This is a genomic window from Streptomyces sp. NPDC018964 (assembly GCF_044390325.1).
Classification (GTDB): domain Bacteria; phylum Actinomycetota; class Actinomycetes; order Streptomycetales; family Streptomycetaceae; genus Streptomyces.
Genome location: NZ_JBIRYZ010000015.1, coordinates 97,353 through 119,235, shown reverse-complemented (window position 1 = coordinate 119,235; position 21,883 = coordinate 97,353). Strand labels below are relative to the sequence as shown.

Annotated in this window: 20 protein-coding genes; 6 read left to right on the top strand and 14 right to left on the bottom strand. The window is 71.5% G+C overall.

Translation table 11 applies throughout. From position 1 onward, the window contains the following. Positions 1-12: 12 nt before the first annotated feature. Complete coding sequence (locus tag ACH5AO_RS24630; RefSeq protein ID WP_003974383.1) at positions 13-372, bottom strand: NADH-quinone oxidoreductase subunit A; 360 nt, start codon at positions 370-372, stop codon at positions 13-15. 868 nt (positions 373-1,240) lie between these two features. Here ACH5AO_RS24630 and ACH5AO_RS24625 point away from each other — a divergent pair. Further along, on the top strand, positions 1,241-2,083 hold the full coding sequence (locus ACH5AO_RS24625; protein WP_030860771.1) for a C40 family peptidase: 843 nt from the start codon (positions 1,241-1,243) through the stop codon (positions 2,081-2,083). A 375-nt stretch (positions 2,084-2,458) separates the two neighbouring features. Here ACH5AO_RS24625 and ACH5AO_RS24620 read toward each other — a convergent pair whose 3' ends face one another. Then, positions 2,459-3,742: a geranylgeranyl reductase family protein gene (locus tag ACH5AO_RS24620; RefSeq protein ID WP_398928074.1), complete on the bottom strand. Its 1,284-nt coding sequence runs from the start codon at positions 3,740-3,742 to the stop codon at positions 2,459-2,461. Positions 3,743-3,840: 98 nt separating this feature from the next. Between ACH5AO_RS24620 and ACH5AO_RS24615 the strand changes: the two genes are divergently transcribed. Both ACH5AO_RS24615 and ACH5AO_RS24610 read left to right on the top strand, forming a co-directional pair. Continuing rightward, a complete protein-coding gene (locus ACH5AO_RS24615; RefSeq protein WP_398928072.1) occupies positions 3,841-4,347 on the top strand; it encodes a GNAT family N-acetyltransferase in 507 nt (168 codons plus the stop codon). Between the two features lie 119 nt (positions 4,348-4,466). Next, on the top strand, positions 4,467-4,808 hold the full coding sequence (locus ACH5AO_RS24610) for a PASTA domain-containing protein (RefSeq protein ID WP_398928069.1): 342 nt from the start codon (positions 4,467-4,469) through the stop codon (positions 4,806-4,808). Here ACH5AO_RS24610 and ACH5AO_RS24605 read toward each other — a convergent pair. From ACH5AO_RS24605 to ACH5AO_RS24590, 4 genes are read right to left on the bottom strand one after another with little or no spacing between them, the layout of a single operon-like run. Beyond that, positions 4,795-5,490: a demethylmenaquinone methyltransferase gene (locus tag ACH5AO_RS24605; protein WP_073932859.1), complete on the bottom strand. Its 696-nt coding sequence runs from the start codon at positions 5,488-5,490 to the stop codon at positions 4,795-4,797. The genes ACH5AO_RS24610 and ACH5AO_RS24605 overlap by 14 nt on opposite strands. Then, on the bottom strand, positions 5,487-6,578 hold the full coding sequence (locus ACH5AO_RS24600) for an acyltransferase (RefSeq protein ID WP_398928067.1): 1,092 nt from the start codon (positions 6,576-6,578) through the stop codon (positions 5,487-5,489). Before ACH5AO_RS24600 ends, ACH5AO_RS24605 begins: the two co-directional genes overlap by 4 nt. Continuing rightward, the gene (locus ACH5AO_RS24595) at positions 6,578-8,839 is read right to left on the bottom strand and encodes a bifunctional polysaccharide deacetylase/glycosyltransferase family 2 protein (RefSeq protein ID WP_398928065.1); all 2,262 of its coding nucleotides are present in this window, start codon (positions 8,837-8,839) and stop codon (positions 6,578-6,580) included. Before ACH5AO_RS24595 ends, ACH5AO_RS24600 begins: the two co-directional genes overlap by 1 nt. Further along, a complete protein-coding gene (locus ACH5AO_RS24590) occupies positions 8,836-9,207 on the bottom strand; it encodes a hypothetical protein (protein WP_398928063.1) in 372 nt (123 codons plus the stop codon). Before ACH5AO_RS24590 ends, ACH5AO_RS24595 begins: the two co-directional genes overlap by 4 nt. A gap of 187 nt (positions 9,208-9,394) precedes the next feature. Between ACH5AO_RS24590 and ACH5AO_RS24585 the strand changes: the two genes are divergently transcribed. After that, positions 9,395-10,420, top strand: a complete 1,026-nt coding sequence (locus ACH5AO_RS24585; protein ID WP_398928061.1) for a chitinase — start codon at positions 9,395-9,397, stop codon at positions 10,418-10,420. A gap of 38 nt (positions 10,421-10,458) precedes the next feature. Here ACH5AO_RS24585 and ACH5AO_RS24580 read toward each other — a convergent pair whose 3' ends face one another. The 7 genes from ACH5AO_RS24580 to ACH5AO_RS24550 all read right to left on the bottom strand — a co-directional run bounded on the left by ACH5AO_RS24580 (position 10,459) and on the right by ACH5AO_RS24550 (position 18,115). After that, on the bottom strand, positions 10,459-11,058 hold the full coding sequence (locus tag ACH5AO_RS24580) for an imidazolonepropionase-like domain-containing protein (protein ID WP_398928060.1): 600 nt from the start codon (positions 11,056-11,058) through the stop codon (positions 10,459-10,461). A 7-nt stretch (positions 11,059-11,065) separates the two neighbouring features. Further along, positions 11,066-12,265, bottom strand: a complete 1,200-nt coding sequence (gene mqnC / locus ACH5AO_RS24575) for a cyclic dehypoxanthinyl futalosine synthase (protein ID WP_398928058.1) — start codon at positions 12,263-12,265, stop codon at positions 11,066-11,068. A gap of 69 nt (positions 12,266-12,334) precedes the next feature. Beyond that, complete coding sequence (locus ACH5AO_RS24570) at positions 12,335-13,069, bottom strand: prepilin peptidase (RefSeq protein ID WP_398928056.1); 735 nt, start codon at positions 13,067-13,069, stop codon at positions 12,335-12,337. A 256-nt stretch (positions 13,070-13,325) separates the two neighbouring features. Continuing rightward, a complete protein-coding gene (locus ACH5AO_RS24565; RefSeq protein WP_398928054.1) occupies positions 13,326-13,553 on the bottom strand; it encodes a hypothetical protein in 228 nt (75 codons plus the stop codon). Between the two features lie 408 nt (positions 13,554-13,961). Continuing rightward, positions 13,962-14,501 carry a Uma2 family endonuclease gene (locus ACH5AO_RS24560; protein WP_398928052.1) on the bottom strand — a complete coding sequence of 180 codons (540 nt, stop codon included), beginning with the start codon at positions 14,499-14,501 and terminating at the stop codon, positions 13,962-13,964. An 84-nt stretch (positions 14,502-14,585) separates the two neighbouring features. Further along, positions 14,586-16,928: a serine/threonine-protein kinase gene (locus ACH5AO_RS24555; RefSeq protein ID WP_398928050.1), complete on the bottom strand. Its 2,343-nt coding sequence runs from the start codon at positions 16,926-16,928 to the stop codon at positions 14,586-14,588. A 338-nt stretch (positions 16,929-17,266) separates the two neighbouring features. Beyond that, entirely contained in the window at positions 17,267-18,115 is an 849-nt protein-coding gene (locus ACH5AO_RS24550; protein WP_398928048.1) for a menaquinone biosynthetic enzyme MqnA/MqnD family protein, read from the bottom strand. A gap of 307 nt (positions 18,116-18,422) precedes the next feature. Here ACH5AO_RS24550 and ACH5AO_RS24545 point away from each other — a divergent pair, with 307 nt between their 5' ends. Next, complete coding sequence (locus tag ACH5AO_RS24545; protein ID WP_003992177.1) at positions 18,423-18,626, top strand: cold-shock protein; 204 nt, start codon at positions 18,423-18,425, stop codon at positions 18,624-18,626. A gap of 606 nt (positions 18,627-19,232) precedes the next feature. Continuing rightward, entirely contained in the window at positions 19,233-19,922 is a 690-nt protein-coding gene (locus ACH5AO_RS24540) for a methyltransferase domain-containing protein (RefSeq protein ID WP_398928046.1), read from the top strand. Between the two features lies 1 nt (position 19,923). Here the strand turns inward: ACH5AO_RS24540 and ACH5AO_RS24535 are convergent, their stop codons facing one another. Continuing rightward, on the bottom strand, positions 19,924-21,843 hold the full coding sequence (locus ACH5AO_RS24535; protein WP_398928044.1) for an AMP-dependent synthetase/ligase: 1,920 nt from the start codon (positions 21,841-21,843) through the stop codon (positions 19,924-19,926). Positions 21,844-21,883: the final 40 nt, after the last annotated feature.

The window sequence follows — 21,883 nt, the reverse complement described above, 5'->3', positions numbered from 1 at the left end:
GCTAAAGGCCCCTCAGTCCCATTCCAGGCCGCCGCGCCGCCATACGTACGCGTACGCGACGAAGACGGTGAGCACGAAGAGCAGCATCTCCACGAGCCCGAAGATCCCCAGGGCGTCGAAGGTGACGGCCCAGGGGTAGAGGAAGACGATCTCGATATCGAAAATGATGAAGAGCATCGCCGTCAGGTAGTACTTGATGGGGAAGCGCCCGCCGCCGGCCGGCGTGGGGGTCGGTTCGATACCGCACTCGTATGCCTCGAGCTTGGCGCGGTTGTACCGCTTCGGACCGATCAGCGTGGCCATGACCACGGAGAAGATCGCAAAGCCTGCCCCGAGGGCTCCCAGTACGAGGATGGGCGCATACGCGTTCACCGCTCCTCGCTCCTCTCAGTCGGCACTGACTGTGGCGGTTGTGCGTCGGGCCCGTCCGGCCTCAACAGCCCCACGAACCACGCCCGCCCCGGCGAAGATCGAGAACATGTGAAGCAGGTCACAAGCCCAACCGCTCCGCATCTTATGCCCGTGGGTCTGTGATCTGCGACACGGGGTATTGCACAAGCTTTGTGATCTCCACCACCTGACGAACGATCATGAAGTCGGATGAGCGGTAATCTTCATACGCCAAGCATCCACGCGCTTACCAAAGGTGACATTTCACCTCGTCAGCGCTGCTCAGGGCGGCCGTCTCAATATCAAGAAGCTTCCCGCGCATGCAAATTGGCGCTGGACTTGATCTCTTGGTAGAGGAGCGTTCACACGTCAGAGGGGTCCGGGAACGGGATGTGGACGTGTGCACGCGTTCACGAAGTCCGCGGCGCCGCGATCCGACCACCGCTCCGGGCGTCACCCCGGCCGCCGCTCGAGCCGTCGCCCCGGCCACCGTCCCGGCCGCCACCCGAGTCGTCGATCCGGCCGTCGAACGGCTCACCGATCCCGCCGTCGACCCCCGCACCGGTCCCGACGGCCGGCCGGAGCGCGGCCGGGGCTCCTGGACGCGGCGGCGCGGGCAATCGTTCCGTGACCTCCGCCACATCCATGAGAGGCGGATGAGAGGAGGGCTTGGCCAACCAGTCCAAGCAGTGGTAAGCGCGGGGCAATTCGGACGTAACGATGAAAGTACGTGATCACGGGCCGATCACAGGTGCCCGCAATGTCCGTTAGGGCGTCAATAAAAAGCGACACGCCCGGGATTCGGAGCCCTGGTTGAACAACTGTGGCGCAGCACACGTTTCTTGAAGGTATGAAGCAGTCCCTGGTACCGGTTGTTCCCATGTCCCACACCGCTCACATACGCAGCCACCGGAAGCCTCGCCGCACCGCCCAGTCCACGATGGCGATGCGGGCCGGCGTTGCCGGTGGCGTCCTCAGCACCCTGGCAGTGGCCGGGGCGTCGGGTTCGGCGAACGCTGCCGAGCCGGTGACGCAGACCCTCGAACTGCCCACCCTGACGGCGGACCTCGCCGCTCAGGTCGCCCAGTCCGCGGACGCCACCCAGCAGGCCGCCGCGAACTACCAGCTGCAGGCCGAGCGTGACGCGGCCGCGGAGCAGGCCGCCAAGGAGGCCAAGGCCGACCTCGCCGTGGCCAAGAAGAAGGCCCAGGCGAAGAAGGAGGCCGCCGAGGAGGCCCGCAAGGCCGCCGCCGAGCGCGCCACCCGCAACGCCGAGCGCACCACCCTCACCACCACCTCCGCCGCCTCCACCACCACGACCGCCTCCGCGCCCGCCAGCGGAAGCGTCGCGACGGTCATCGCCTTCCTGCAGGCGCAGGTGGGCGACGCCTACGTCATGGGCGCCTCGGGCCCCAACGCCTGGGACTGCTCCAGCCTGGTCCAGGCCGCGTTCAAGCAGGTCGGCGTCGACCTGCCGCGCGTCTCGCAGGACCAGTCGATGGCCGGCACCGACATCCCGCTGTCCCAGATCCAGGTCGGCGACATCCTCTACTGGGGTGGCAAGGGTTCCGCGTACCACGTGGGCGTCTACATCGGTGGCGGTCAGTACCTGGACGCCGCCAATCCCTCCAAGGGCGTCGTCATCCAGGACCTTTCCGGCTACCCCGCGTCGGGTGCCGTGCGCGTGCTCTGAGCCGCGCCCCGTCATGGGCCGGAGGGCCGCTGCCGCTCGGGGGCAGCGGCCCTCCGGCATGCCCGCACACCGGGTCGAGATCTCCCTATTGCCCGAATCGCCCCATCATCCGGGCGGGTTGACGGCGTCGGTACGCACCTGCCGGACGCCCTGCGGCCCCGTGACGGCCCCTCACGACGCCCCGGCACGGACGCCGACGGCCGGGGTCCGCCCTCCGGACCCCGGCCGTCCACAGCGCCGCTCACGGCTTCGCGCCGCACAGGCGCTCACTCACGCCTCACCGACGCCTCTCGCACGCCTCACCGACGCGCACGTCTCACTGAACTGACGCGCACGCCTCACCGACGCGTCTGCCCCACGCCTCTCGGACGACGGTCACGCCTTCGGCGCCACCTTGCTCAGACCGTTGATGATGCGGTCCATCGCGTCGCCGCCCGTCGGATCGGTCAGGTTGGCGAGCAGCTTCAGGGTGAACCTCATCAGCATCGGGTGCGTCAGCCCGCGCTGGGCGGCGATCTGCATGATCTTCGGGTTGCCGATGAGCTTCACGAAGGCCCGGCCGAGCGTGTAGTAGCCGCCGTAGGTGTCCTTCAGCACGCGCGGATAGCGCTGGAGGGCGATCTCCCGCTGGGCCGGGGTGGCCCGCGCGTGGGCCTGGACGATCACGTCGGCGGCGATCTGCCCGGACTCCATCGCGTAGGCGATGCCCTCGCCGTTGAAGGGGTTCACCAGACCGCCCGCGTCGCCGACCAGCAGCAGGCCGCGCGTGTAGTGGGGCTGGCGGTTGAAGGCCATGGGGAGCGCGGCGCCGCGGATCGGGCCGGTCATGTTGTCCGGGGTGTAGCCCCAGTCCTCCGGCATGGACGCGCACCAGGCCTTGAGGACCTCGCGCCAGTCCAGCTCCTTGAAGGAGTCGGAGGTGTTGAGCACGCCGAGGCCGACGTTGCTGGTGCCGTCGCCCATGCCGAAGATCCAGCCGTAGCCGGGCAGCAGCCGGTCCTGCGGGCCGCGGCGGTCCCACAGTTCCAGCCAGGACTCCAGGTAGTCGTCGTCGTGGCGGGGCGAGGTGAAGTACGTGCGCACCGCGACGCCCATCGGCCGGTCCTCGCGCCGGTGCAGGCCCATCGCCAGGGACAGCCGGGTGGAGTTGCCGTCGGCGGCCACCACCAGCGGGGCGTGGAAGGTGACCTCCCGCTTCTCCTCGCCGAGCTTGGCCTTGACGCCGGTGATGCGTCCGGTGCGGTCGTCGATGATCGGGCCGCTCACGTTGCAGCGCTCGTACAGCCGGGCGCCCGCCTTCTGGGCCTGGCGGGCGAGCTGCTCGTCGAAGTCGTCGCGCTTGCGGACCAGGCCGTAGTCGGGGAAGGAGGCGAGTTCCGGCCAGTCGAGCTGGAGGCGGACCCCGCCGCCGATGATGCGCAGGCCCTTGTTGCGCAGCCAGCCGGCCTCCTCGGAGATGTCGATGCCCATGGCGACGAGCTGCTTCGTGGCGCGCGGGGTGAGACCGTCGCCGCAGACCTTCTCCCGCGGGAACTCGGTCTTCTCCAGCAGGAGCACGTCGAGTCCGGACCGGGCCAGGTGGTACGCGGTGGCGGAGCCGGCCGGCCCCGCGCCTACGACGATGACGTCCGCGGTGTTGTCGGAGAGGGGCTCGGTCACGGCGGGATCTCCCCAAGTTCGAAATCTGCGTGCCGACCGGCACTGGACACGGGCAGTCTATTCAGCACGAGTGATCACCCGGCTGAAGGGCTGCCCCCGTGAACCGAGCTCTCCCCGTCGTACGGTTGCGCGTCCCCACCCACGAGGACGCCTTCGCCTGGCACCGGATCTTCGACGATCCGGAGGTCATGGAGTTCCACGGCGGCGCACCGGCGGAGCTGTCGGTCTACGAGGAGCTCACCGCCCGCCAGCGCCGGCACGACGCCCAGCTCGGCTTCTGCCTGTGGACCATGCTCGACGAGTCCGGCCGGGTCATCGGTTTCACCGGCGCCCAGCCGTGGGAGCGCGACTGGGGCCCGACGGGCGAGATCGAGATCGGCTGGCGGCTCGCGCGGGAGCACTGGGGCAAGGGGTACGTCACCGCGGCGGCCCGGCAGACGCTGGAGCGGGTGACGGCGGCGGGCCTGACGGGTGTGGTGGCGATGGTGGACGCCCGCAACACCCGCTCGATAGCGGTGACCCGGCGGCTCGGGATGCGCCTCGCCGAAACGTTCACGCTCCCGCCCGACCCGCGGGAGGCCCACTGCTACCGGCTGGACCTCTGACCCCGGAACCCGTTCGTCACGCAGAGTAGTCAATTGTCACGGAAAGCCACGTAAAGCTTCCGGTGGACCCGGCACCGGGTCTACTCTGCCGGTACCGCTTGGGGGTGACGTCCGTGCGCATGACACCCAGGACACCGACACCCGACGTGCGCGTGCCGCGCCTGGTCGGACTGATGGCCGTGGACGCGCGCGAGTCGGCCCGGGCACGGGGCCTGTCCGTCGACGCCCCGGACCGGCCGGACTTCCAGCGCGCCGTCGTCGACTACGTCGTACGCCAGTACCCGCAGCCCGGCACGGAGGTGCCGCGGCACTCCGTGGTCCACGTGTGGTTCGACTTCGGTGAGGGCGAGGGCGGCGGAGGGGTGCGCGAGCCGCGCGGTCCGGTGCCGCCGACGGGCGGGCTCCAGCGGGAACTGGAGGAGCCCGCCCCGCACCACGCGGTGCTGCTCAGCTCTCCTTGAACCCCCGGTGCAGCGCCACCACGCCGCCCGTGAGGTCGCGCCACGCCACCTTCGACCAGCCGGCGCCCTGCAGCCGCCCGGCCAGCGCGGGCTGGTCGGGCCAGTCGCGGATGGACTCGGCGAGATAGACGTACGCGTCCGGGTTGGACGACACCGACCGGGCGACCGGCGGCAGCGCGCGCATCAGGTACTCGGTGTAGACGGTGCGGAACGGCGCCCACGTCGGGTGCGAGAACTCGCAGATGACGATCCGTCCGCCGGGCCGGGTCACCCGGTGCATCTCGCGCAGCGCCGCGTCCGTGTCCTGCACGTTGCGCAGCCCGAAGGAGATGGTGACGGCGTCGAAGACGTCGTCCTTGAAGGGCAGCCGGGTCGCGTCGCCCGCCGTGTACGGCAGCCAGGCGTTGTTCCGCTTGCCGACCCGGAGCATGCCCTGGGAGAAGTCGCAGGGCACGACGTAGGCGCCGGCGCGGGCGAAGGGCATCGACGAGGTGCCCGTGCCGGCCGCCAGGTCCAGGATCTTCTGCGCGGGCCGGGCGTCGACGGCCTTCGCGACCTCCTTGCGCCATCGCCGGTCCTGGCCGAGGGACAGCACGTCGTTCGTCAGGTCGTATCGTTCCGCGACGTCGTCGAACATCGAGGCGACTTCGTGCGGCTGCTTGTCCAGGGATGCGCGGGTCACGCGCCCATTCTTGCAGCCCGCCCACCGGGCAGGAGCGTCGGCTTCCGGCGGGCGGCGACGTCCTCGACCCAGCCGCACGCGAGGACGAAGCCGCCGGTCAGGACCCAGCCGACGCCGAACAGGAACCACTGGCTCTCCAGCGGCAGGTACGTCTCGAACGCGGGCACCTCCCAGAACCGGTCGATCAGCGGCACGGCCAGGATCAGCGCCAGTTCGTGCCAGAGGTAGATCGTCACGGCGCGCGCGTTGAACACGGCGACCAGCCGGGAACGGGACGGCCCCACGAGGCCCGCGTACTCCTTGGCGTACATCAGCAGCGTCACGAACCCGGCCGACCAGAAGGCCTGCGCGAGCGGGTCGTCGTCCAGGTCGTAGGTGCCGCCGTACTCCGCCTGGTGGGCGAGGGCGTACCAGCCGCCGTAGGCGAGCGCGGCGAGCGACGCCGCGGTGACGGCGAGGGGGCGCAGCCGCGCGAGCACCCCTTCGTGGTGGGCGAAACCGAGGAGCCAGCAGAACAGGAACGTCACGAGGTCGGTGAGGGCGCTGCCGAACCGGCCCTCCGGCGGCTGCCACACGTACGTGAGGACGACGACCGGGACGAGCGACAGCACCAGCACCACGACCGGGGACAGCCGCAGCACCCGCAGCAGCAGCGGGGAGAGCAGCACGAACCACAGGTACGTCCGCAGGTACCAGACGATCTCCCAGGCCTGCTCGGCCCAGGCGCTGCCCGGCGGGTCGCCGAGCGGCACGATCCAGTACACGATCCGCCACCCCGGCATCCAGCCGTGCACCAGCATCGCGGTGACCACGAAGAAGCCCCAGAACCAGAACGGCGGCAGCAGGCGGCGGACCCGGCTCCGGATCACCGTGAGCGCGGGGCGCCGCAGCGACCTGGCCATCAGGGTGCCGGCCAGCCCGAACATCACCCCCATCGACGGGAAGACCATCCCCGCCCAGGCCCAGCCGAAGGTGTGGTACGCCACGACCCGGACGAGGGCCACCGCGCGCAGGAGGTCGAAGTACCCGTCGCGGCCGGCCGGGGCCGCGTCCTGCTGACGCACGGCCCCCTTGCGGTGCGCCCCCATCAGCCGCCCGTCCCCGCCGGCATCCCGACCTCACCCGTCCGCTTCAGCTTCTGCCAGCGCAGCCGGCCGCCGGTCAGGGCGGTGACACAGGAGTGGATGAGGACGAGGTACATCATCTGCCGGTACGCGAGCTGCTGCAGCGGCATCATCAGCAGGTACCGGTACTTCTCCCGGTCGAGCCGGAAGGCGTACGCGGCGCACACCAGCTGCACGCCCAGGACGGCGCACCAGGCCAGCAGGGCGGCCCCGAAGTCGACGAAGAGCATCGAGTACACGGTGAACACGTCGATGAGCGGCGCGAACACCGGCGTGACGACCTGGAAGAGCACCACCAGCGGCATGCCGACCCGCCCGAACCGTCCCGAAGGCCCCTTGTCGGTGAGGGACTTGCGGTGCTTCCACAGCGCCTGCATGGTGCCGTACGACCAGCGGTAGCGCTGCGACCACAGCTGCCGCAGCGACCGGGGGGCCTCGGTCCACGCGCGGGCGTGCTCCTCGTAGACGACCCGCCATCCCGCGCGGTGCAGCGCGATGGTGATGTCGGTGTCCTCGGCGAGGGTGTCCTCGCTCATCCCGCCCGCCTCGAGCACGGCCTCGCGGCGGAACGCGCCGATCGCGCCGGGGATGGTCGGCATGCAGCGCAGCAGGTCGTACATGCGCCGGTCGAGGTTGAAGCCCATCACGTACTCGATGTGCTGCCAGGCGCCGATGAGCGTGGAGCGGTTGCCGACCTTGGCGTTGCCCGCGACGGCGCCCACCGACGGGTCGGCGAAGGGCTGCACCAGGCGGCCCACGGTGTCCGGTTCGAAGACGGTGTCGCCGTCCATCATCACGACGATGTCGTGCCGGGCGTTGCGGATGCCGTTGTTCAGGGCGGCCGGCTTGCCCGCGTTCTCCTGCCGGATCACCCGGACGTTGGGCAGGCCCAGCCCCTCGGCGAGCTCCGCCGTGCCGTCCGTGGAGCCGTCGTCGACGACGACGATCTCGATCGGATGGGTGCTCCCGGCCAGCGACCGCAGGGTGTTCTCGATGCACTCCTTCTCGTTGTACGCCGGGACGATCACGCTGACCGGCCGGGTGACGGGCGGCCCCCAGCTGAAGCGGCGTCTGTTGCGCTGCCGGTGGTGGCGCCGGGCGAGGACGAGCATCAGCCCGAACCGTCCCATGACGGCCACGCCCACGATCACCAGGCCGGCCGAGAGCGCGGGCACCGTCCACTCGGCGACGGTGACGGCCGCGACGAGCGCCTTGCCCTCGTAGAGGGTCGCACCGGTGGCGGTGCGGTGGGAGGCCTGGAGCGGGTCACCGGTGCCGGACGGGGCACCGGCGGCGGCACCGGGGCCGTCCGTTCCGGATCCGCCGGCGGGCTGCTGCTGTTGCTGCTGCTCGGTCATGGCGCCGCTGACGGTGGTGAAGGTGTAGCCCTCCGCCTGCATGTTCTCGATGTAGTCCGCCAGCGCCTCGACGGTCTGCGTGCGGTCGCCGCCGGAGTCGTGGAAGAGCACCGAGGCGCCCTCCCCGTCCTCCGGGGTGGCCCCCTCGACGATCTTCGCGACGCCCGGTTCCTTCCAGTCCTCGCTGTCGGTGTCGATGAAGACGCTGGTGTACCCGTCCTCGCCGAGCTGCTGGTAGACCTGCCAGCTGTAGTTGTCGATGGCGTTCGGCTTGGAGGAGTACGGCGCCCGGAACAGCGTGGTGGTGATCCCGGCCGCGCCCGCGAGCGCGAGCTGGGTCTGCTCCATCTCGCGGGTGACGCGGGAGGCGCTCTGGTACGACAGGTCGACGTGCGTGAAGGTGTGGACACCGATCTCGTGGCCCTGCTCGACCAGGTCCTCCACGATGTCGGGGTATCTCGACACCATCGAACCGACCACGAAGAACGTGCCGGGTACGTCGTACTCCTCCAGGACCTCCATGACCTTCGGCGTCCAGGTGGGGTCCGGTCCGTCGTCGAAGGTGAGCACGATCGTCTTGTCCGGCACGGAGACGGTCTCGGCCTGTCCGCCGGGGAAGGTGAGGATCGGGCCGCCGTCGAGGACCTCGTCGGGCACCTCGGAGGACGAGGCCCCGGTGCGGACCCGCTGGTCGTCGCCGACCTCGGCGCGCAGATAGCCGTCGAGCAGCATCACGCAGGTCAGGGCGAGCAGGAGCAGCAGCGCGAGGAGGACCCGCGGCCGGTGCAGCACGGCGGCCCGCCCTGCGGCGCGCTCGATGCGGGTGGGGGCGCGGCGCCGGCCGCGCGCGGGGGGCGCGGCGGTCATGAGGTCACCGCGGGGGTGGGTACGGCGGTGGCGCTCGGGGTGCCGGCCGGCGGGGACGGCGGTGTCCCGGTCGGGGCCACCCCGCCGCGCGGTCCCGCGCCGCCACCGGGTCCTGCCTCCCCCTGCCCGCCCCCGAACGGCAGCAGCGAGGCCGGTGTGACCGAGGTGCCGATGCCCATGAAGGCCATCCCCAGCACGACCGCGTACCCGGCGCAGACGGTTCCCAGGAGCAGGCCGATCCGGCGCAGCAGCCTGGCCCGGCGTCCGGAGGAGTCGACGAAGACGGGCCCCTCACCGGGCCCGTTGCGGCGTTTGCGGCGACGGCCGCGCACGTCGGCGCGGCTTTCGATGGCGGGATCGGAATGCATGGCCCGGACGGTAGGGGCCGTTGTCTGGGGAAAACCCGGCGTTCCCTGTGAGTCTCCCGTGGGAAGGCCGCGAACCTCTCCGTCCCCTGAGAATCGTCCGGGGAGCGGGCGCACATCCTCAGGAAGCGCACAGACCCGTGTGCCACGTTGGCCGTCCACCCGATGTCTCACGAAGGGAACGAGCACGATGCGCGGTCCACTGAAGTCCGTTGCCGGGCTCGCCCTCCTCCCGGCCCTGGCCCTGGTCGCGGCCACCGCGGGCTGCTCCGCCGGGGGCACCACGACGGACGCGGCCCCGACGGATCCCGCCCCCTCGGCCTCGTCGTCGTCCGCGCAGGTCACCGCGTACGCCCCGTACGTCAGTGCCGCCGCTGCCTCCGACACCGACTCGGCGGGCTCTCCCACGACGTACAACCTGGCGTTCGTGATCTCCTCCGGCAGCGGCTGCACCCCGTACTGGAACGGCACCCAGGACATCGACGACGCGAGCGTGACGTCCCGGATCGCGGGGCTCACCGGGTCCGGCGCCGACGTCCGGGTCTCCTTCGGCGGCGCCTCCGGGGACGAACTGGCGGCCACCTGCGACACCGCGGAGGAACTGGCGGAGGCGTACGGCACCGCGCTGGACGCGGCCGGCACCACCCGCGCCGACTTCGACATCGAGGGCGACGAACTCACCGACTCCGCCTCCGTGGACCTGCGTTCGGAGGCGATCGCGCTGCTCCAGGAGGAACGCACCGACCTGGAGGTGTCGTTCACGCTCCCGGTCATGCCGTCGGGGCTCGACGAGGACGGCCTGGCCCTGCTGGCGTCGGCCAACGACCACGGCGTCCAGGTCGCCACCGTCAACCTCATGACGATGAACTACGGCGAGTCCTACGACGGTGACATGGGCGAGTACGCCCTCACCTCCGCCGAGGCGGCGAACGCCCAGCTCCAGGACGTCTTCGGGCTGTCGGAGGCCGCCGCCTGGCGGGGCATGGCGCTCACCTCGATGCTCGGCGTCAACGACGTGGAGGGGGAGACGTTCACGCTCGCGGACGCGGCGGAGGTCCGTGCCTTCGCGGAGGAGAAGGGCATCGCGTGGGTGTCGGTGTGGTCGACGTTCCGGGACAAGGAGTGCGACGAGGACGCCGCCGCGGACGACGCGTTGACGAACTGCAGCGGGGTGGAGCAGGAGGAGGGGGCGTTCGGGGAGGCGTTCTCGGGGTGAGGGTCGGCGCCATCGGGGGCGCCGGCGCCGTCACGAAGTCAGCGTCGCCGGTACACCAGGCGGCCACCCACGACGGTGGCCACGCAGGTGGACGCGCCGTCCCGCACGAGGGCGTCCCGGTCGGGCGCGTCGAACACCGCGAACCGCGCGGGTTTCCCGGCGGCGAGGCCCGGTAGCAACACAAGAGGAACCGGGGAGAGCGCCGGGGGCCCCGGCAGTGCGGGCGGACGCCCCGCCAGGGCGAGCCCGGCCCTGCGCACCGCGTCCAGGGCCTCACGGCCGCGCAGCTCACCGGCGACCGCGACCGTCCCGTGCGCCAGCATGCGCTGCACTCCGCGGCGTGCGCTGGCGCCCCGCGCGGACGGTCCGGCGGCCAGGAGGGCCCGCGCCCGCTCCCCGAACACCGGCTCGGTACCGAGCCGGTCCGCCTCGCGCGGGTCGGGGTGGTACGCCTGCTCCAGCAGTTCCGGACCGTAGGGGTTGAGCAGACCGGGCGTCAGGATGCCGGGCCACCGCCGCAACCGGGCGTCCGGATGAGCGGCGGCCAGCCGCTCGTACGGGCCGACGGCGGCGATGTGCGCGCCGTCGACCAGGACGGCGGTCTCGGGTGAGGCGTCGGCGGTGTGAAGGGTCAGCACGGGGACGTCAGTTGGAGGCGAGGAGCTTCAGCTCCGGGTGGGCCGTGCCGCCCTCGATGGCCGTGGAGGAGATGTGGGAGACCACGCGGTCGTCGACGGGGTCGTTCGCCGGGTCGTCGTGGACGACGAGGTGCTCGTACGTCGTCGACCGCTGCGCCGGGACCCGTCCCGCCTTGCGGATCAGGTCGATGATCTCCAGCCGGTTGGAGCGGTGCTTGGCGCCGGCGGAGGAGACCACGTTCTCCTCCAGCATGATGGAGCCGAGGTCGTCCGCGCCGTAGTGCAGGGAGAGCTGGCCGACCTCCTTGCCGGTGGTCAGCCAGGAGCCCTGGATGTGCGCCACGTTGTCCAGGAAGATCCGGGCGATGGCGATCATGCGCAGGTACTCGAAGAGGGTCGCCTGGGTGCGGCCCTTCAGGTGGTTGTTCTCGGGCTGGTAGGTGTACGGGATGAACGCGCGGAAGCCGCCCGTGCGGTCCTGCACGTCACGGATCATGCGCAGGTGCTCGATCCGCTCGGCGTTGGTCTCGCCGGTCCCCATGAGCATGGTGGACGTGGACTCGACGCCGAGGTTGTGCGCGATCTCCATGATCTCCAGCCAGCGCTCGCCGGACTCCTTGAGCGGCGCGATGGCCTTGCGGGGGCGGGCGGGGAGCAGTTCGGCGCCCGCGCCGGCGAAGGAGTCGAGCCCGGCCGCGTGGATCCGGGTGATCGCCTCGTCGACGCTCACGCCCGAGATCCGCGCCATGTGCTCGACCTCGCTCGCCCCCAGGCTGTGGATGACGAGCTGCGGGAACTCCTTCTTGATGGCGGCGAAGTGCTTCTCGTAGTACTCGACGCCGTAGTCCGGGTGGTGACCGCCCTGGAACATGATCTGCGTACCGCCGAGCTCGACGGTCTCCGCGCAGCGCCGCAGGATGTCGTCGAGGTCGCGGGTCCAGCCCTTCGCGGTGTCCTTGGGGGCCGCGTAGAAGGCGCAGAACTTGCACGCCGTGACGCACACGTTCGTGTAGTTGATGTTCCGCTCGATGATGTACGTCGCGATGTGCTCCGTACCGGCGTACCGGCGCCTGCGCACGGCGTCGGCGGCGGCGCCCAGCGCGTGCAGCGGGGCGTCGCGGTAGAGGTCGAGGGCCTCCTCGGGGGTGATCCGCCCACCGGCGGCGGCACGGTCGAGGATGGGCTGAAGGTCGGCCTTCTCGGTCACCGGCGTCCCTTTCGTAAGGGTTGTGGACGGACCGATCCAGCCTACGCCAGGGGGGTTCCGGGGCCGACGTCAGGCCGCGTACGCGCCGATCAGCAGCCCCGCGAAGGCCCCGCTGATCAGGAACGGTCCGAACGGGATCGCCGTCCCGCGTCCCGCCCTCCGGGCGACGACCAGGGCGCCCCCGTACAGCGCCCCGAACACGAACCCGGCGAGGGTGCCGAGCATCACGGTCGGCCAGCCGTACCAGCCGAGGACGGCGCCCGCGCCGAGGGCGAGCTTGACGTCGCCGAAGCCCATGCCGCCCGGGTTGAGGAGGAACAGTACGAAGTAGCCGGCGCCCAGCGCGAGCGCGCCCAGCAGGGCGCCGGTCCACTCCCCCGCGTGCTCGGGGGTGAGGGCGGCGAGGCCGAGCAGGGCGAGGGCGGCCCCGGCGAAGGGGAGGGTGAGCGGGTCGGGCAGCCGCTGCACCCGGAAGTCGACCACCGCCAGCAGCACGCCGACGGGCGCGAGCAGCAGCCAGACGCCCAGTTCGGGCCGGGTGCCGGTGGCGGCGGCGAGGGCGGCGCAGACGAGGGCGGTGACGACGACGGCGGTGGCGCCGGGCCCGTACGGAGGTCCCGCGCACGGCCCGCACCGGGCCCGCCCGATCCAGCCGCCGACCGGGTGCCCCGCCGGGCACGCCGTCCGCCACGCCTCCCCCGACGGGACGGAGAACCGGTAGGCCGCCCGGGGCAGCACCGCACCGGCCACCGCGCCCCACAGCGCGGCGGCGACGATCAGCCAGAGGTCCAGGTACTCGCTCATCTCACCACCGCGCGGGCGACACCTCGGAGCCGCCGAACCGGACGGGCCTGGACGGGCTGGAACTACGACATCGCGGCATGGCAGGTGTCCTGGAGACGTACGAGGAGAGGGCTACGGGGATCCTATTGGCCCGCCCGGCCCCGTTCGACGTCTTCATCGAAGCCCTCAGGTCAGGCAGTGGGGAAGGGACCGGAGACGAATGAGCCGGGGCCCGGTCCGTGAACGGACCGGGCCCCGGCTCACGTCGGAGCGACGCTCAGAGCATCGTGGTGCGCGCGGCGCCCGCGTGGCCCACCGCGGCGCCGAGGCCGACGGAGACGCTGAGGGGGCCCGCCTCGGCGTACACGCCCACACCGACGGAACCGTGGTCCGCGACGACGGCCACACCGGCGTCGATGCCGGCGGAGACGGACTGACCGCCGGACACGTTGTCGAGGTCCGCGTCGGAGATTTCGGCCGTTTCGACCTGGGGGACGAAGTTCATGGCTGGCCTTCCATTCGTAGCGAGGAACGCAGCGGCGGGGAATTCACCGGAAGCCCGGAACCGGGACTCACTCCGACGAGCCGTGCGCCCCGATCAAAGCACGCACGCCAACAGCCGACCAGTGGCGCGCAGTCCACGGAAGCTGCCTCAGCGTCACCGAATTCAACCGTGTGGAAATCCGGTCACGGAACAGGCATACGCCTTCACCTCACCCGTCGGTCCCCGAAGCCTCCGGCCACCGGCGGGCACTTCTCCGAACGGCTCTCCACACCGCGTCACGACTTCCTCCCCGTTCCCCTCCCCTTCCGTACGGCCGTCCGGTGAACGGTGTGCGGGTCCGGGGGATTTTCCGAGCCGGGGCAACTGTGACACTTCCGGAAGCGTGAGTCCCCTCGGTCTCCTCCGAGGTCACGCGTCACCCGCATCACGCGTCGGGAAGGTCCCCGTATCGATCTCGACCCGCTCCCCGGTGGCCGGCGTGAAGCTGACCCGCTCGCCGTACGGGATCTCGACGGTCCGCCCGTATCCCGAGGCACACGGCTCCGACATCAAGGTGACCGTCGTCCTGAAAGGGTCGGCGATCATGTAGAAGTCGATCCCGGAGCGACCGTACTTCCGGACGTTCCGAACGTAATCCTTCTCGTCCTCCGGTTCCGACGGGACCTCCACCACCGCCAGTACGTCGAGGCACGAGTAGCTGTTCTTCCGGCGCTCGGCGTCGAAGTCGACGATCGTCAGATCCGGCGCGGCGTCGTTCTCCCCGGGGAACGTGATGAGTACGTCGCCGAAGACACGTTCCCGTGCGATCCCGGAGGCCTTGACCGCGTCCTTGACGTCGGAAACCGTCCAGTCCTGCTCCGGACTCCGCGGCGTCATGATCACCCTGCCGTCGAACACCTCGACCTTGTACCCCTCGGGGACGGCACCCCGCTCGATCAGCTCGCTCATCACCGACACGGCAGCTCACCTCCTATCGGCATCATGGCTGGCCAAGGCAGGGCGGGTGCGGCTTCGGACCGGCCCGGTCGGGTGTCAGACGGCCGGCAGTGCGTAGATCTCGGGGCCGTGGGTGGCCAGCAGGCGGTTGCCGGAGATGGTCACCTGCCACGGTTCGCCGTTGTCCTTGTCGTCGTCGTAGGCCCAGCGGAGCTTGCCGGTCCCGGTCTCCAGCGCGACGATGCCGCCGGACAGGGCGCCGCACGCCCCGTAGAGGGAGGACCCGACCCGCAGGAACGTCTCCGGGCCGTCGGTCTCCAGCTCCTCGCAGAGCCAGGTCCGCTTCCCGGTCCTGACGTCCACCGCCCAGACGCCGTCGTCGTGGTCGCTGACGTACAGCACGTCGTCGATCACCGACGGGTTGCGGAAGGCCCGGCGGCCGTTGGAGGACAGGGTCCAGCGGGTGTCGCCCGTGTCGGCGTCGAGGGCCGTGAGCTCGTCGCCCGGCAGGAAGACGAGGCCGTTCGCGACCGTGGGCCGCCAGGTCCAGTCCTCACCGATCTTCCTGGTCCACAGCTGCGCGCCCGTGGCGGTGTCCCGCACCGTGAGGTTGAGGTTGGAGTCGGCGTACACCAGGTGCTTGCCGGAGACGCTGCCCTGGACGTCGTAGTCCTCGGTGCCCCAGTCCCGTCGCTGCAGCCACGTCTGCTTGCCGGTGGCGTGGCTGACGGCGGCCACGGCCGTCCGGTAGTCCGTGGCGCTCCTGGACTCGCCGAGGTCCTTGGCCGTGACGTAGACGTTCTCGTCGTCGACGGCGATGGCGGACTCGACCGTCAGGGACTTGCCCAGCCTGCTGCGCCAGACCTCCTCGCCGGTCTTCACGTCGAGGGCGACGAGCACCCCGTCGTAGCCGCCGTCGGCCAGGAACACCTTGCCGTCGTGGAAGAGGAGGGGCTCCCCCGGGCGGCACGCCTCCTTCTTCGACCAGCGGGCCTTCCCCGTCTTCACGTCGTACGCCACGAGCGGGTCGCCGCTGATCAGCAGGAGGCCGTCGTGCGTGAGCAGCGGTACGAGGGAGGTGGTGCTGTCCTCCGCCGCCGACGTGTGCCACAGGGGCTGGGGTGCCACACCGGGCGGCGGCGTGGTGAACCGCTCCCCGGTGGAGCCGGCCGCGCCGCCCCGGCCCGTCCCGCCCGTCGTGGGAGAGGAGCCGTCCCCGTCCTGTGCGAGCCACCAGGCGGCTCCGCCGCCCGCCACGGCGACACCGGCGGCGGCGCCCAGCGCCAGGCCGAGCACGCGGCGACGGGACCGGACGGCGCCGGCGTCCGGCCCGCCGAGCCGCACCGTGCCGGGCAGGGGGGTGCCTGGGGCTCCTCCGTGGGCGGCGGAGCCGTAGCCCGGCGTCGGCGCGCTTCCGTACCCCGGGGTCGGCGCGCCGCCGGGGTGACCGCCGTACGCCTGGGCCGGGTTGCTCGCGCCGGGCCCCGCCGTCATGGTCGGCGCCGGGCCGAAGGACGCCACGGCCGGAGCCGGAGCCGGTTCCGGGGCGTCCAGGTCGAGGATCCCCGCCGCGTGCGTCGCGATCGTCGACGCCACCGCCGACGGCAGCCAGTCGGTCAGGACGGGGTCGACGCCCTGCGGGGCGAGGGACGACACGATCCGCGCCGGGGTGGGGCGCTGGGCGGGGTCCTTCATCAGACACGCGCGGACCAGGCCCAGCAGGGACTGCGGTACGCCGGTGAGGTCGGGCTCGCCGTGCACGATCTGGTACAGCAGCGCGGCGTGCGAGGAGGCCCCGTCCCCGAAGGCGCTCCGGCCGGTCGCCGCGAAGGCGAGCACCGCGCCCAGGGAGAAGACGTCGCCCGCCGTGCCGACGTCCTTGCCCTGCGCCTGCTCCGGGGACATGTAGCCGGGTGATCCGACCACGACTCCGGTCTGCGTCATGCGGCTCCCGTCGACCGCCCGGGCGATGCCGAAGTCGATGACGCGGGGGCCGTCGGCGGCCAGCAGCACGTTGGACGGCTTGAGGTCGCGGTGGATCAGGCCCGCCGCGTGCACCTCCTGCAGTGCCGCGGCGAGGCCCGCGGCCAGGGCGTGGACGGTGCGCTCCGGCAGCGCGCCGTGCGCGTCGACCACGTCCGTGAGGTCGGGGCCGAGCACGTATGACGTCGCGAGCCACGGCAGTGCCGCCTCCGGGTCGGCGTCCACGACCGGCGCGGTGTAGCGGCCGGACACCGCCTTGGCGATCTCCACCTCGTGCCGGAAACGGGCCCGGAAGTCGGCGTCCGCCGCGAGGTCCTGACGGACCACCTTCACGGCGACGGTACGGCCACCGGACGAACGCGCCAGGTACACGCGTCCCATGCCGCCTGCGCCGAGTCGTCGCAGCAGGCGGTAACCGCCCAACTCGCGTGGGTCGTCCGGCTGCAGAGTCTCCATGGTGGCCTTCCCCCGTGGTGGTGCCCGTGCGGCATGTGATGCGGCTGGTGTCGTTCGCCGACGCGGACACATTAGTGAGTGCCGGGGGACGGACAGCGACCGGGAGCGGCCGGAAGGCACTCACCCGATCTTCGGGAGCCGGGCCTTCGGTGGTCCCGCGTCCTTGCTGTCCGACTCGTGGACCAGGTCGTCGCCGACCGGGGTGAGGCGGAGCGTGTGCCCGGTCCGGCCGCGGACGCCGCCGAGGATGTCCGTGTGCCGGAGGGCGCCCGCCCCTCCCCCGTCACTCCCGTACGCCGGAACCTTCCAGCAGGGTGGTGGGCGGGCCGCCCGTGACCTCAGGGCCGGAGCAGGTCGACCTTCACGTCGGCCGGGAACCCGGTCGTCGGTCCGACCCGGCGGGCGAACTCGGCGACCGCCTCCAGCTGCGGGGCGCCGAAGCTGAAGTCGAGGGTGGTGAAGTACTGGGCGAGGGTCGCCTCGTCGAAGGCCTCCCAGCGGGCCGCCTGCTCGGCGACCTTGCCGACCTCCTCCAGGGAGAGGTTGCGGGAGGCGAGGAAGGCCTCGTGCACCTTGCGGGTGATGACCGGCTCGCGCTCCAGGTAGTCGCGGCGCACCGCCCACACCGCGAAGACGAACGGCAGGCCCGTCCACTGCTTCCACAGCGCGCCCAGGTCGTGCACGTCGAGTCCGTAGCGGGGGCCGTCGAGCATGTTGGCGCGCAGGGCGGCGTCGCCGATGAGGACGGCCGCCTCGGCCTCCTGCATCATCAGGCTCAGGTCGGGCGGGCAGGTGTAGTAGTCGGGCTGGACGCCGTACCGCTCGGCGAGGAGGAGCTGGGCGAGGCGTACGGAGGTGCGGGAGGTCGACCCGAGGGCGACCCGTGCCCCGTCCAGCCGGTCCAGCGGGACCTGCGAGGCGATCACGCAGGACATGACGTCGCCGTCGCAGCCGACGGCGATGTCCGGGAAGGCGACGAGCTGGTCCGCGTGCTTGAGGAACTCGACGAGGGTGACGGGCCCGATGTCGAGGTCGCCCTGCACCAGCTTCTCGCTGAGCTTCTCCGGGGTGTCCTTCGTCAGCTCGAAGTCGAGGAGCGTGCCCGTTCTCGCGAGCCCCCAGTACAGGGGCAGGCAGTTCAGGAACTGGATGTGGCCGACGCGCGGCCGGGTGCGAGGATTGTCCACATCGTGAGGCTAGTCCTCGTCCCCGGTGGGCCGACCCCCGCCCCCAGGTCGCCCAAACGTTCGACTGAACGCCCGCGACGGACGAGGTGTTCAAACATTCGGGTGACGTGATCTTGACCTCTATTGCATTCGGGAGCCTGCGTGCTAGGCTCTTCGCAAGTTGCAGTTTGGTTTCCCTTGCAGTACAGAGCCTGCGGAGCATGTGACCGCGGGCTCTCGTCGTTCTCAGACGGATGCACTTGTGCGGAATAGTCTTCACACTTGCTGGTTCTGGAGCAGGGCAACCCTTTGGGCCCAAGGAGGGCTTATGGCTACCGGAACCGTGAAGTGGTTCAACGCCGAAAAGGGCTTTGGTTTCATCGCCCAGGAAGGCGGCGGCCCCGACGTCTTCGTCCACTACTCCGCGATCAACGCGAGCGGCTTCCGCTCCCTCGAGGAGAACCAGCAGGTGTCCTTCGACGTCACGCAGGGCCCGAAGGGCCCGCAGGCGGAGAACGTCACCCCGGTCTGATCCTCACCCGATCCGGGAACGACTAGCAGTACCCAAGGAGCCCCACGCCGTCAGGCGACGGGGCTCCTGCCTTTTTCCCCTCGCACTGCTCTGGTCCCCCTCACTCCGCTCCCCCGCCCTCACCGCCGAAATGCCCGGTGAATGTTCGGGGAATTCCTCTCATACGTGCCACATGACCCGTACGAATTCCGCGCCGGCTTCCCGCGCCCGTACGCGTGCGGCGCATCCCGCGGTACGTCACGCGGTCCCCGGGCCGAGTTCCGCGCTCTCTCCGCCGGGTTCCGCCTTCATCCGTCCCGCGCCGACCACGAGGTGCTCCACGGTTCCCGGAATGTGCGGTTCGGATGTGTGCGCGGTCCCCTGTTCCAGCCTCGCGGCGCAGATATCGCGCCACGCGCCCACCGCGCCCACCGAGCCCGTCGCCGGAGCCCCGCCGGTCCCCCGGCCCGGATTCCCGCTCGCCGCCTCCCGCCGGGACAGCGTGGACTCGGTGATTCCGGCACGTCCGGCCGGTTCGGAGGGGGAGGGGGCCGACGCGTTCGCGGCGCGGGGCGCGAGGCCGGTTTCACCCGGTGCCGCCGACGGGGGCGAGTAGGGTCACCGCCCATGACCGCCACCGACGCCGATCACGTAACCGATGACGTAACCGATCACGCAGCCGATCACGTGGTCACCACCCGCGTCTTCTACGACGCCGTCGCCGAGGACTACGCCGCCCTGTTCCGTGACTCCCTCGCCGCCATGCCCCTGGACCGGGCGGTGATGGTCGGTTTCGCCGAGCTGGTCGGCGAGGGCGGCCGGGTGGCCGACCTGGGGTGCGGTCCCGGCCGGGTGACCGCGCACCTCGCCTCCCTCGGCCTCTCCGTCTTCGGCCTCGACCTGTCGGAATCCATGCTCGCGATCGCCCGCCGCGAGAACCCCGGCCTGCGCTTCGAACAGGGCTCGATGCGGAACCTGGACCTCCCCGACGGTGCCCTCGCCGGCGTGGTCTCCTGGTACTCCACCATCCACACCCCGCAGGACGAACTGCCCGCCGTCTACGCCGAGTTCCGCCGGGTCCTGGCACCCGGGGGCCATCTGCTGCTCGCGTTCCAGTGCGGTGACGAGCCCCGCCGCCACGACCGTCCCTGGGGCCACCCGGTCGCCCTCGACTTCCGGCGGATGCGGCCCGAGCGCGTCACCGCGCTCCTGGAGGCGGCCGGCTTCACCCTCGTCCAGCGCACGGTGCGCGCGGCCGACACCGACCAGGGCGAGTCGACGCCCCAGGCGTTCCTCCTCGCCCGCGCGGCGACGTGACCTACCCCGCGTACAGCCCCTCCACCTCCGCCGCGAAGTCCCGCAGGATCGCCTCGCGCCGCAGCTTCATCGACGGGGTCAGGTGGCCCGCCTCCTCCGTGAAGTCCACCGGCAGGACGGTGAAGCGGCGGATCGACTCCGGTCGGGAGAGCATCTTGTTGGCCTCGTCGATCGCGCGCTGGAGGATCGCGTACAGCTCCTCGTCGTCGAGGACGAGTTCCGGCGGCACCGGGTGCTTGCCGTTCATGCGGCGCCAGTGGGTGATCCCGGCGGGGTCGAGGGTGATCAGGGCGGAGACGTAGGGGCGGTTGTCGCCGATCACCATGACCTGGGAGATCAGCGGGTGCGAGCGGAGCCAGTTCTCCAGCGGGGCCGGGGCGACGCTCTTGCCGCCGGCGGTGATGATCAGCTCCTTCTTGCGGCCCGTGATGGTCAGGTAGCCCTCGTCGTCCAGTTCGCCGAGGTCGCCGGTGTGCAGCCAGCCGTCGGGGGAGGCGGGGGCGATCCCGCCCGCCTGGGAGTCCCAGTAGCCGCGCAGCACGTGCGCGCCGCCGACCAGGATCTCGCCGTCCGCCGCTATGCGGATCCGCGTCCCCGGCAGCGGCCAGCCCACCGTGCCCAGCCGGGGCTTCAGCGGGGGTGTCACCGTCGAGGCCCCGGTGGTCTCCGTCAGGCCGTAGCCCTCGAAGATCTCGATGCCGGCACCGGCGTAGAACGCGGCGAGGCGGCGGCCGAGCGGGGAGCCGCCGCAGATGGCGTACCGGACCCTGCCGCCCATGGCGTTGCGGATCTTGCGGTAGACCAGCGGGTCGTAGAAGGCGCGGGAGGTCTTCAGCGCGCGGGACGGGCCGGGGCCCGTCCCCGTCTGGCGGGCCTCGACGGCCTCGCCGTAGCGGCGGGCCACCGAGGCCGCGCGGTCGAAGGCCGACAGCCGTCCGCCCGCCTCCGCCTTCGCCCGGGCCGTGTTGAAGACCTTCTCCAGCATGTACGGGATGGCCAGCAGGCAGGTGGGCCGGAAGCTCGCCAGGTCGGGCAGCAGGTCCTCGGCGGCCAGGCTCGGCGCGTGGCCGAGGCGCACCCGGGCGCGTACGCAGGCGACGGCGACCATCCGGCCGAAGACGTGGGACATCGGCAGGAAGAGGAGGACGGAGGCCTCTTCGCCGGTCCGGGCCTTGAAGACGGGGTAGAGCAGTTCGATGGCGTTGTCCACCTCGGCGAAGAAGTTGCCGTGGGTGAGGGCGCAGCCCTTGGGGCGGCCGGTGGTGCCGGAGGTGTAGACGAGGGTGGCGAGGGTGTCGGGGCCCAGGACGCCGCGGCGCACCTCCACCTCCTGGTCGGGCACGTGCGCCCCGGCCGCCGCGAGCGCGTCGACGTGGCCCTTCTCCACGGTCCACACCCGCCGCAGGCCGGGGAGGTGCACGAACTCCGGGCCGAGGGCGGCGGCCTGGCCCGCGGTCTCCGTGACCAGGGCGGCCGCGCCGGAGTCGTGCAGGATCCAGCGGGCCTGGAAGGCGGAGGAGGTGGGGTAGACGGGGACGGTGACCAGTCCGGCCGCCCACGCGGCGAAGTCGAGGACGGTCCACTCGTAGATCGTGCGGGCCATGACGGCGATCCGGTCGCCCGGCGTCAGCCCCTCGGCGATCAGTCCCTTCGCGACGGCCAGGACCTCCGCGGCGAACCGTTCCGCCGTGACGTCCAGCCACCCGCCGTCCGCCGTCTTCCGGCTGAGCACCACCTCGTCCGGCGCCGTCCTCGCGTTCTCGAACGGCAGGTCGGCGAGCGACCCGTGCCGCACCTGCCGGGCGAACGGCGGTACGGACGCTTCCCGTACGACGCCGTCCAGCCGCCGGATCTCCGGCTCGACCAGGACGGGAGCTCCGTGGACGTCGTCGTCGAGAGCGGAGGAGTAGGCGGTGGACACGGGCGGCTCCTGGGGCGTGCGGGGGAACTGCGTGATGCCA

What these genes read in the sequence shown, in the direction of transcription:
- ACH5AO_RS24625 (WP_030860771.1), top strand. Translation starts at nt 1,241, where the DNA reads ATGAAGCAGTCCCTGGTACCGGTTGTTCCCATGTCCCACACCGCTCAC.
- ACH5AO_RS24610 (WP_398928069.1), top strand. Translation starts at nt 4,467, where the DNA reads ATGACACCCAGGACACCGACACCCGACGTGCGCGTGCCGCGCCTGGTC.
- ACH5AO_RS24600 (WP_398928067.1), bottom strand. Translation starts at nt 6,578, where the DNA reads ATGGGGGCGCACCGCAAGGGGGCCGTGCGTCAGCAGGACGCGGCCCCG.
- ACH5AO_RS24595 (WP_398928065.1), bottom strand. Translation starts at nt 8,839, where the DNA reads ATGACCGCCGCGCCCCCCGCGCGCGGCCGGCGCCGCGCCCCCACCCGC.
- ACH5AO_RS24590 (WP_398928063.1), bottom strand. Translation starts at nt 9,207, where the DNA reads ATGCATTCCGATCCCGCCATCGAAAGCCGCGCCGACGTGCGCGGCCGT.
- ACH5AO_RS24585 (WP_398928061.1), top strand. Translation starts at nt 9,395, where the DNA reads ATGCGCGGTCCACTGAAGTCCGTTGCCGGGCTCGCCCTCCTCCCGGCC.
- ACH5AO_RS24570 (WP_398928056.1), bottom strand. Translation starts at nt 13,069, where the DNA reads ATGAGCGAGTACCTGGACCTCTGGCTGATCGTCGCCGCCGCGCTGTGG.
- ACH5AO_RS24565 (WP_398928054.1), bottom strand. Translation starts at nt 13,553, where the DNA reads ATGAACTTCGTCCCCCAGGTCGAAACGGCCGAAATCTCCGACGCGGAC.
- ACH5AO_RS24560 (WP_398928052.1), bottom strand. Translation starts at nt 14,501, where the DNA reads ATGAGCGAGCTGATCGAGCGGGGTGCCGTCCCCGAGGGGTACAAGGTC.
- ACH5AO_RS24555 (WP_398928050.1), bottom strand. Translation starts at nt 16,928, where the DNA reads ATGGAGACTCTGCAGCCGGACGACCCACGCGAGTTGGGCGGTTACCGC.
- ACH5AO_RS24545 (WP_003992177.1), top strand. Translation starts at nt 18,423, where the DNA reads ATGGCTACCGGAACCGTGAAGTGGTTCAACGCCGAAAAGGGCTTTGGT.
- ACH5AO_RS24540 (WP_398928046.1), top strand. Translation starts at nt 19,233, where the DNA reads ATGACCGCCACCGACGCCGATCACGTAACCGATGACGTAACCGATCAC.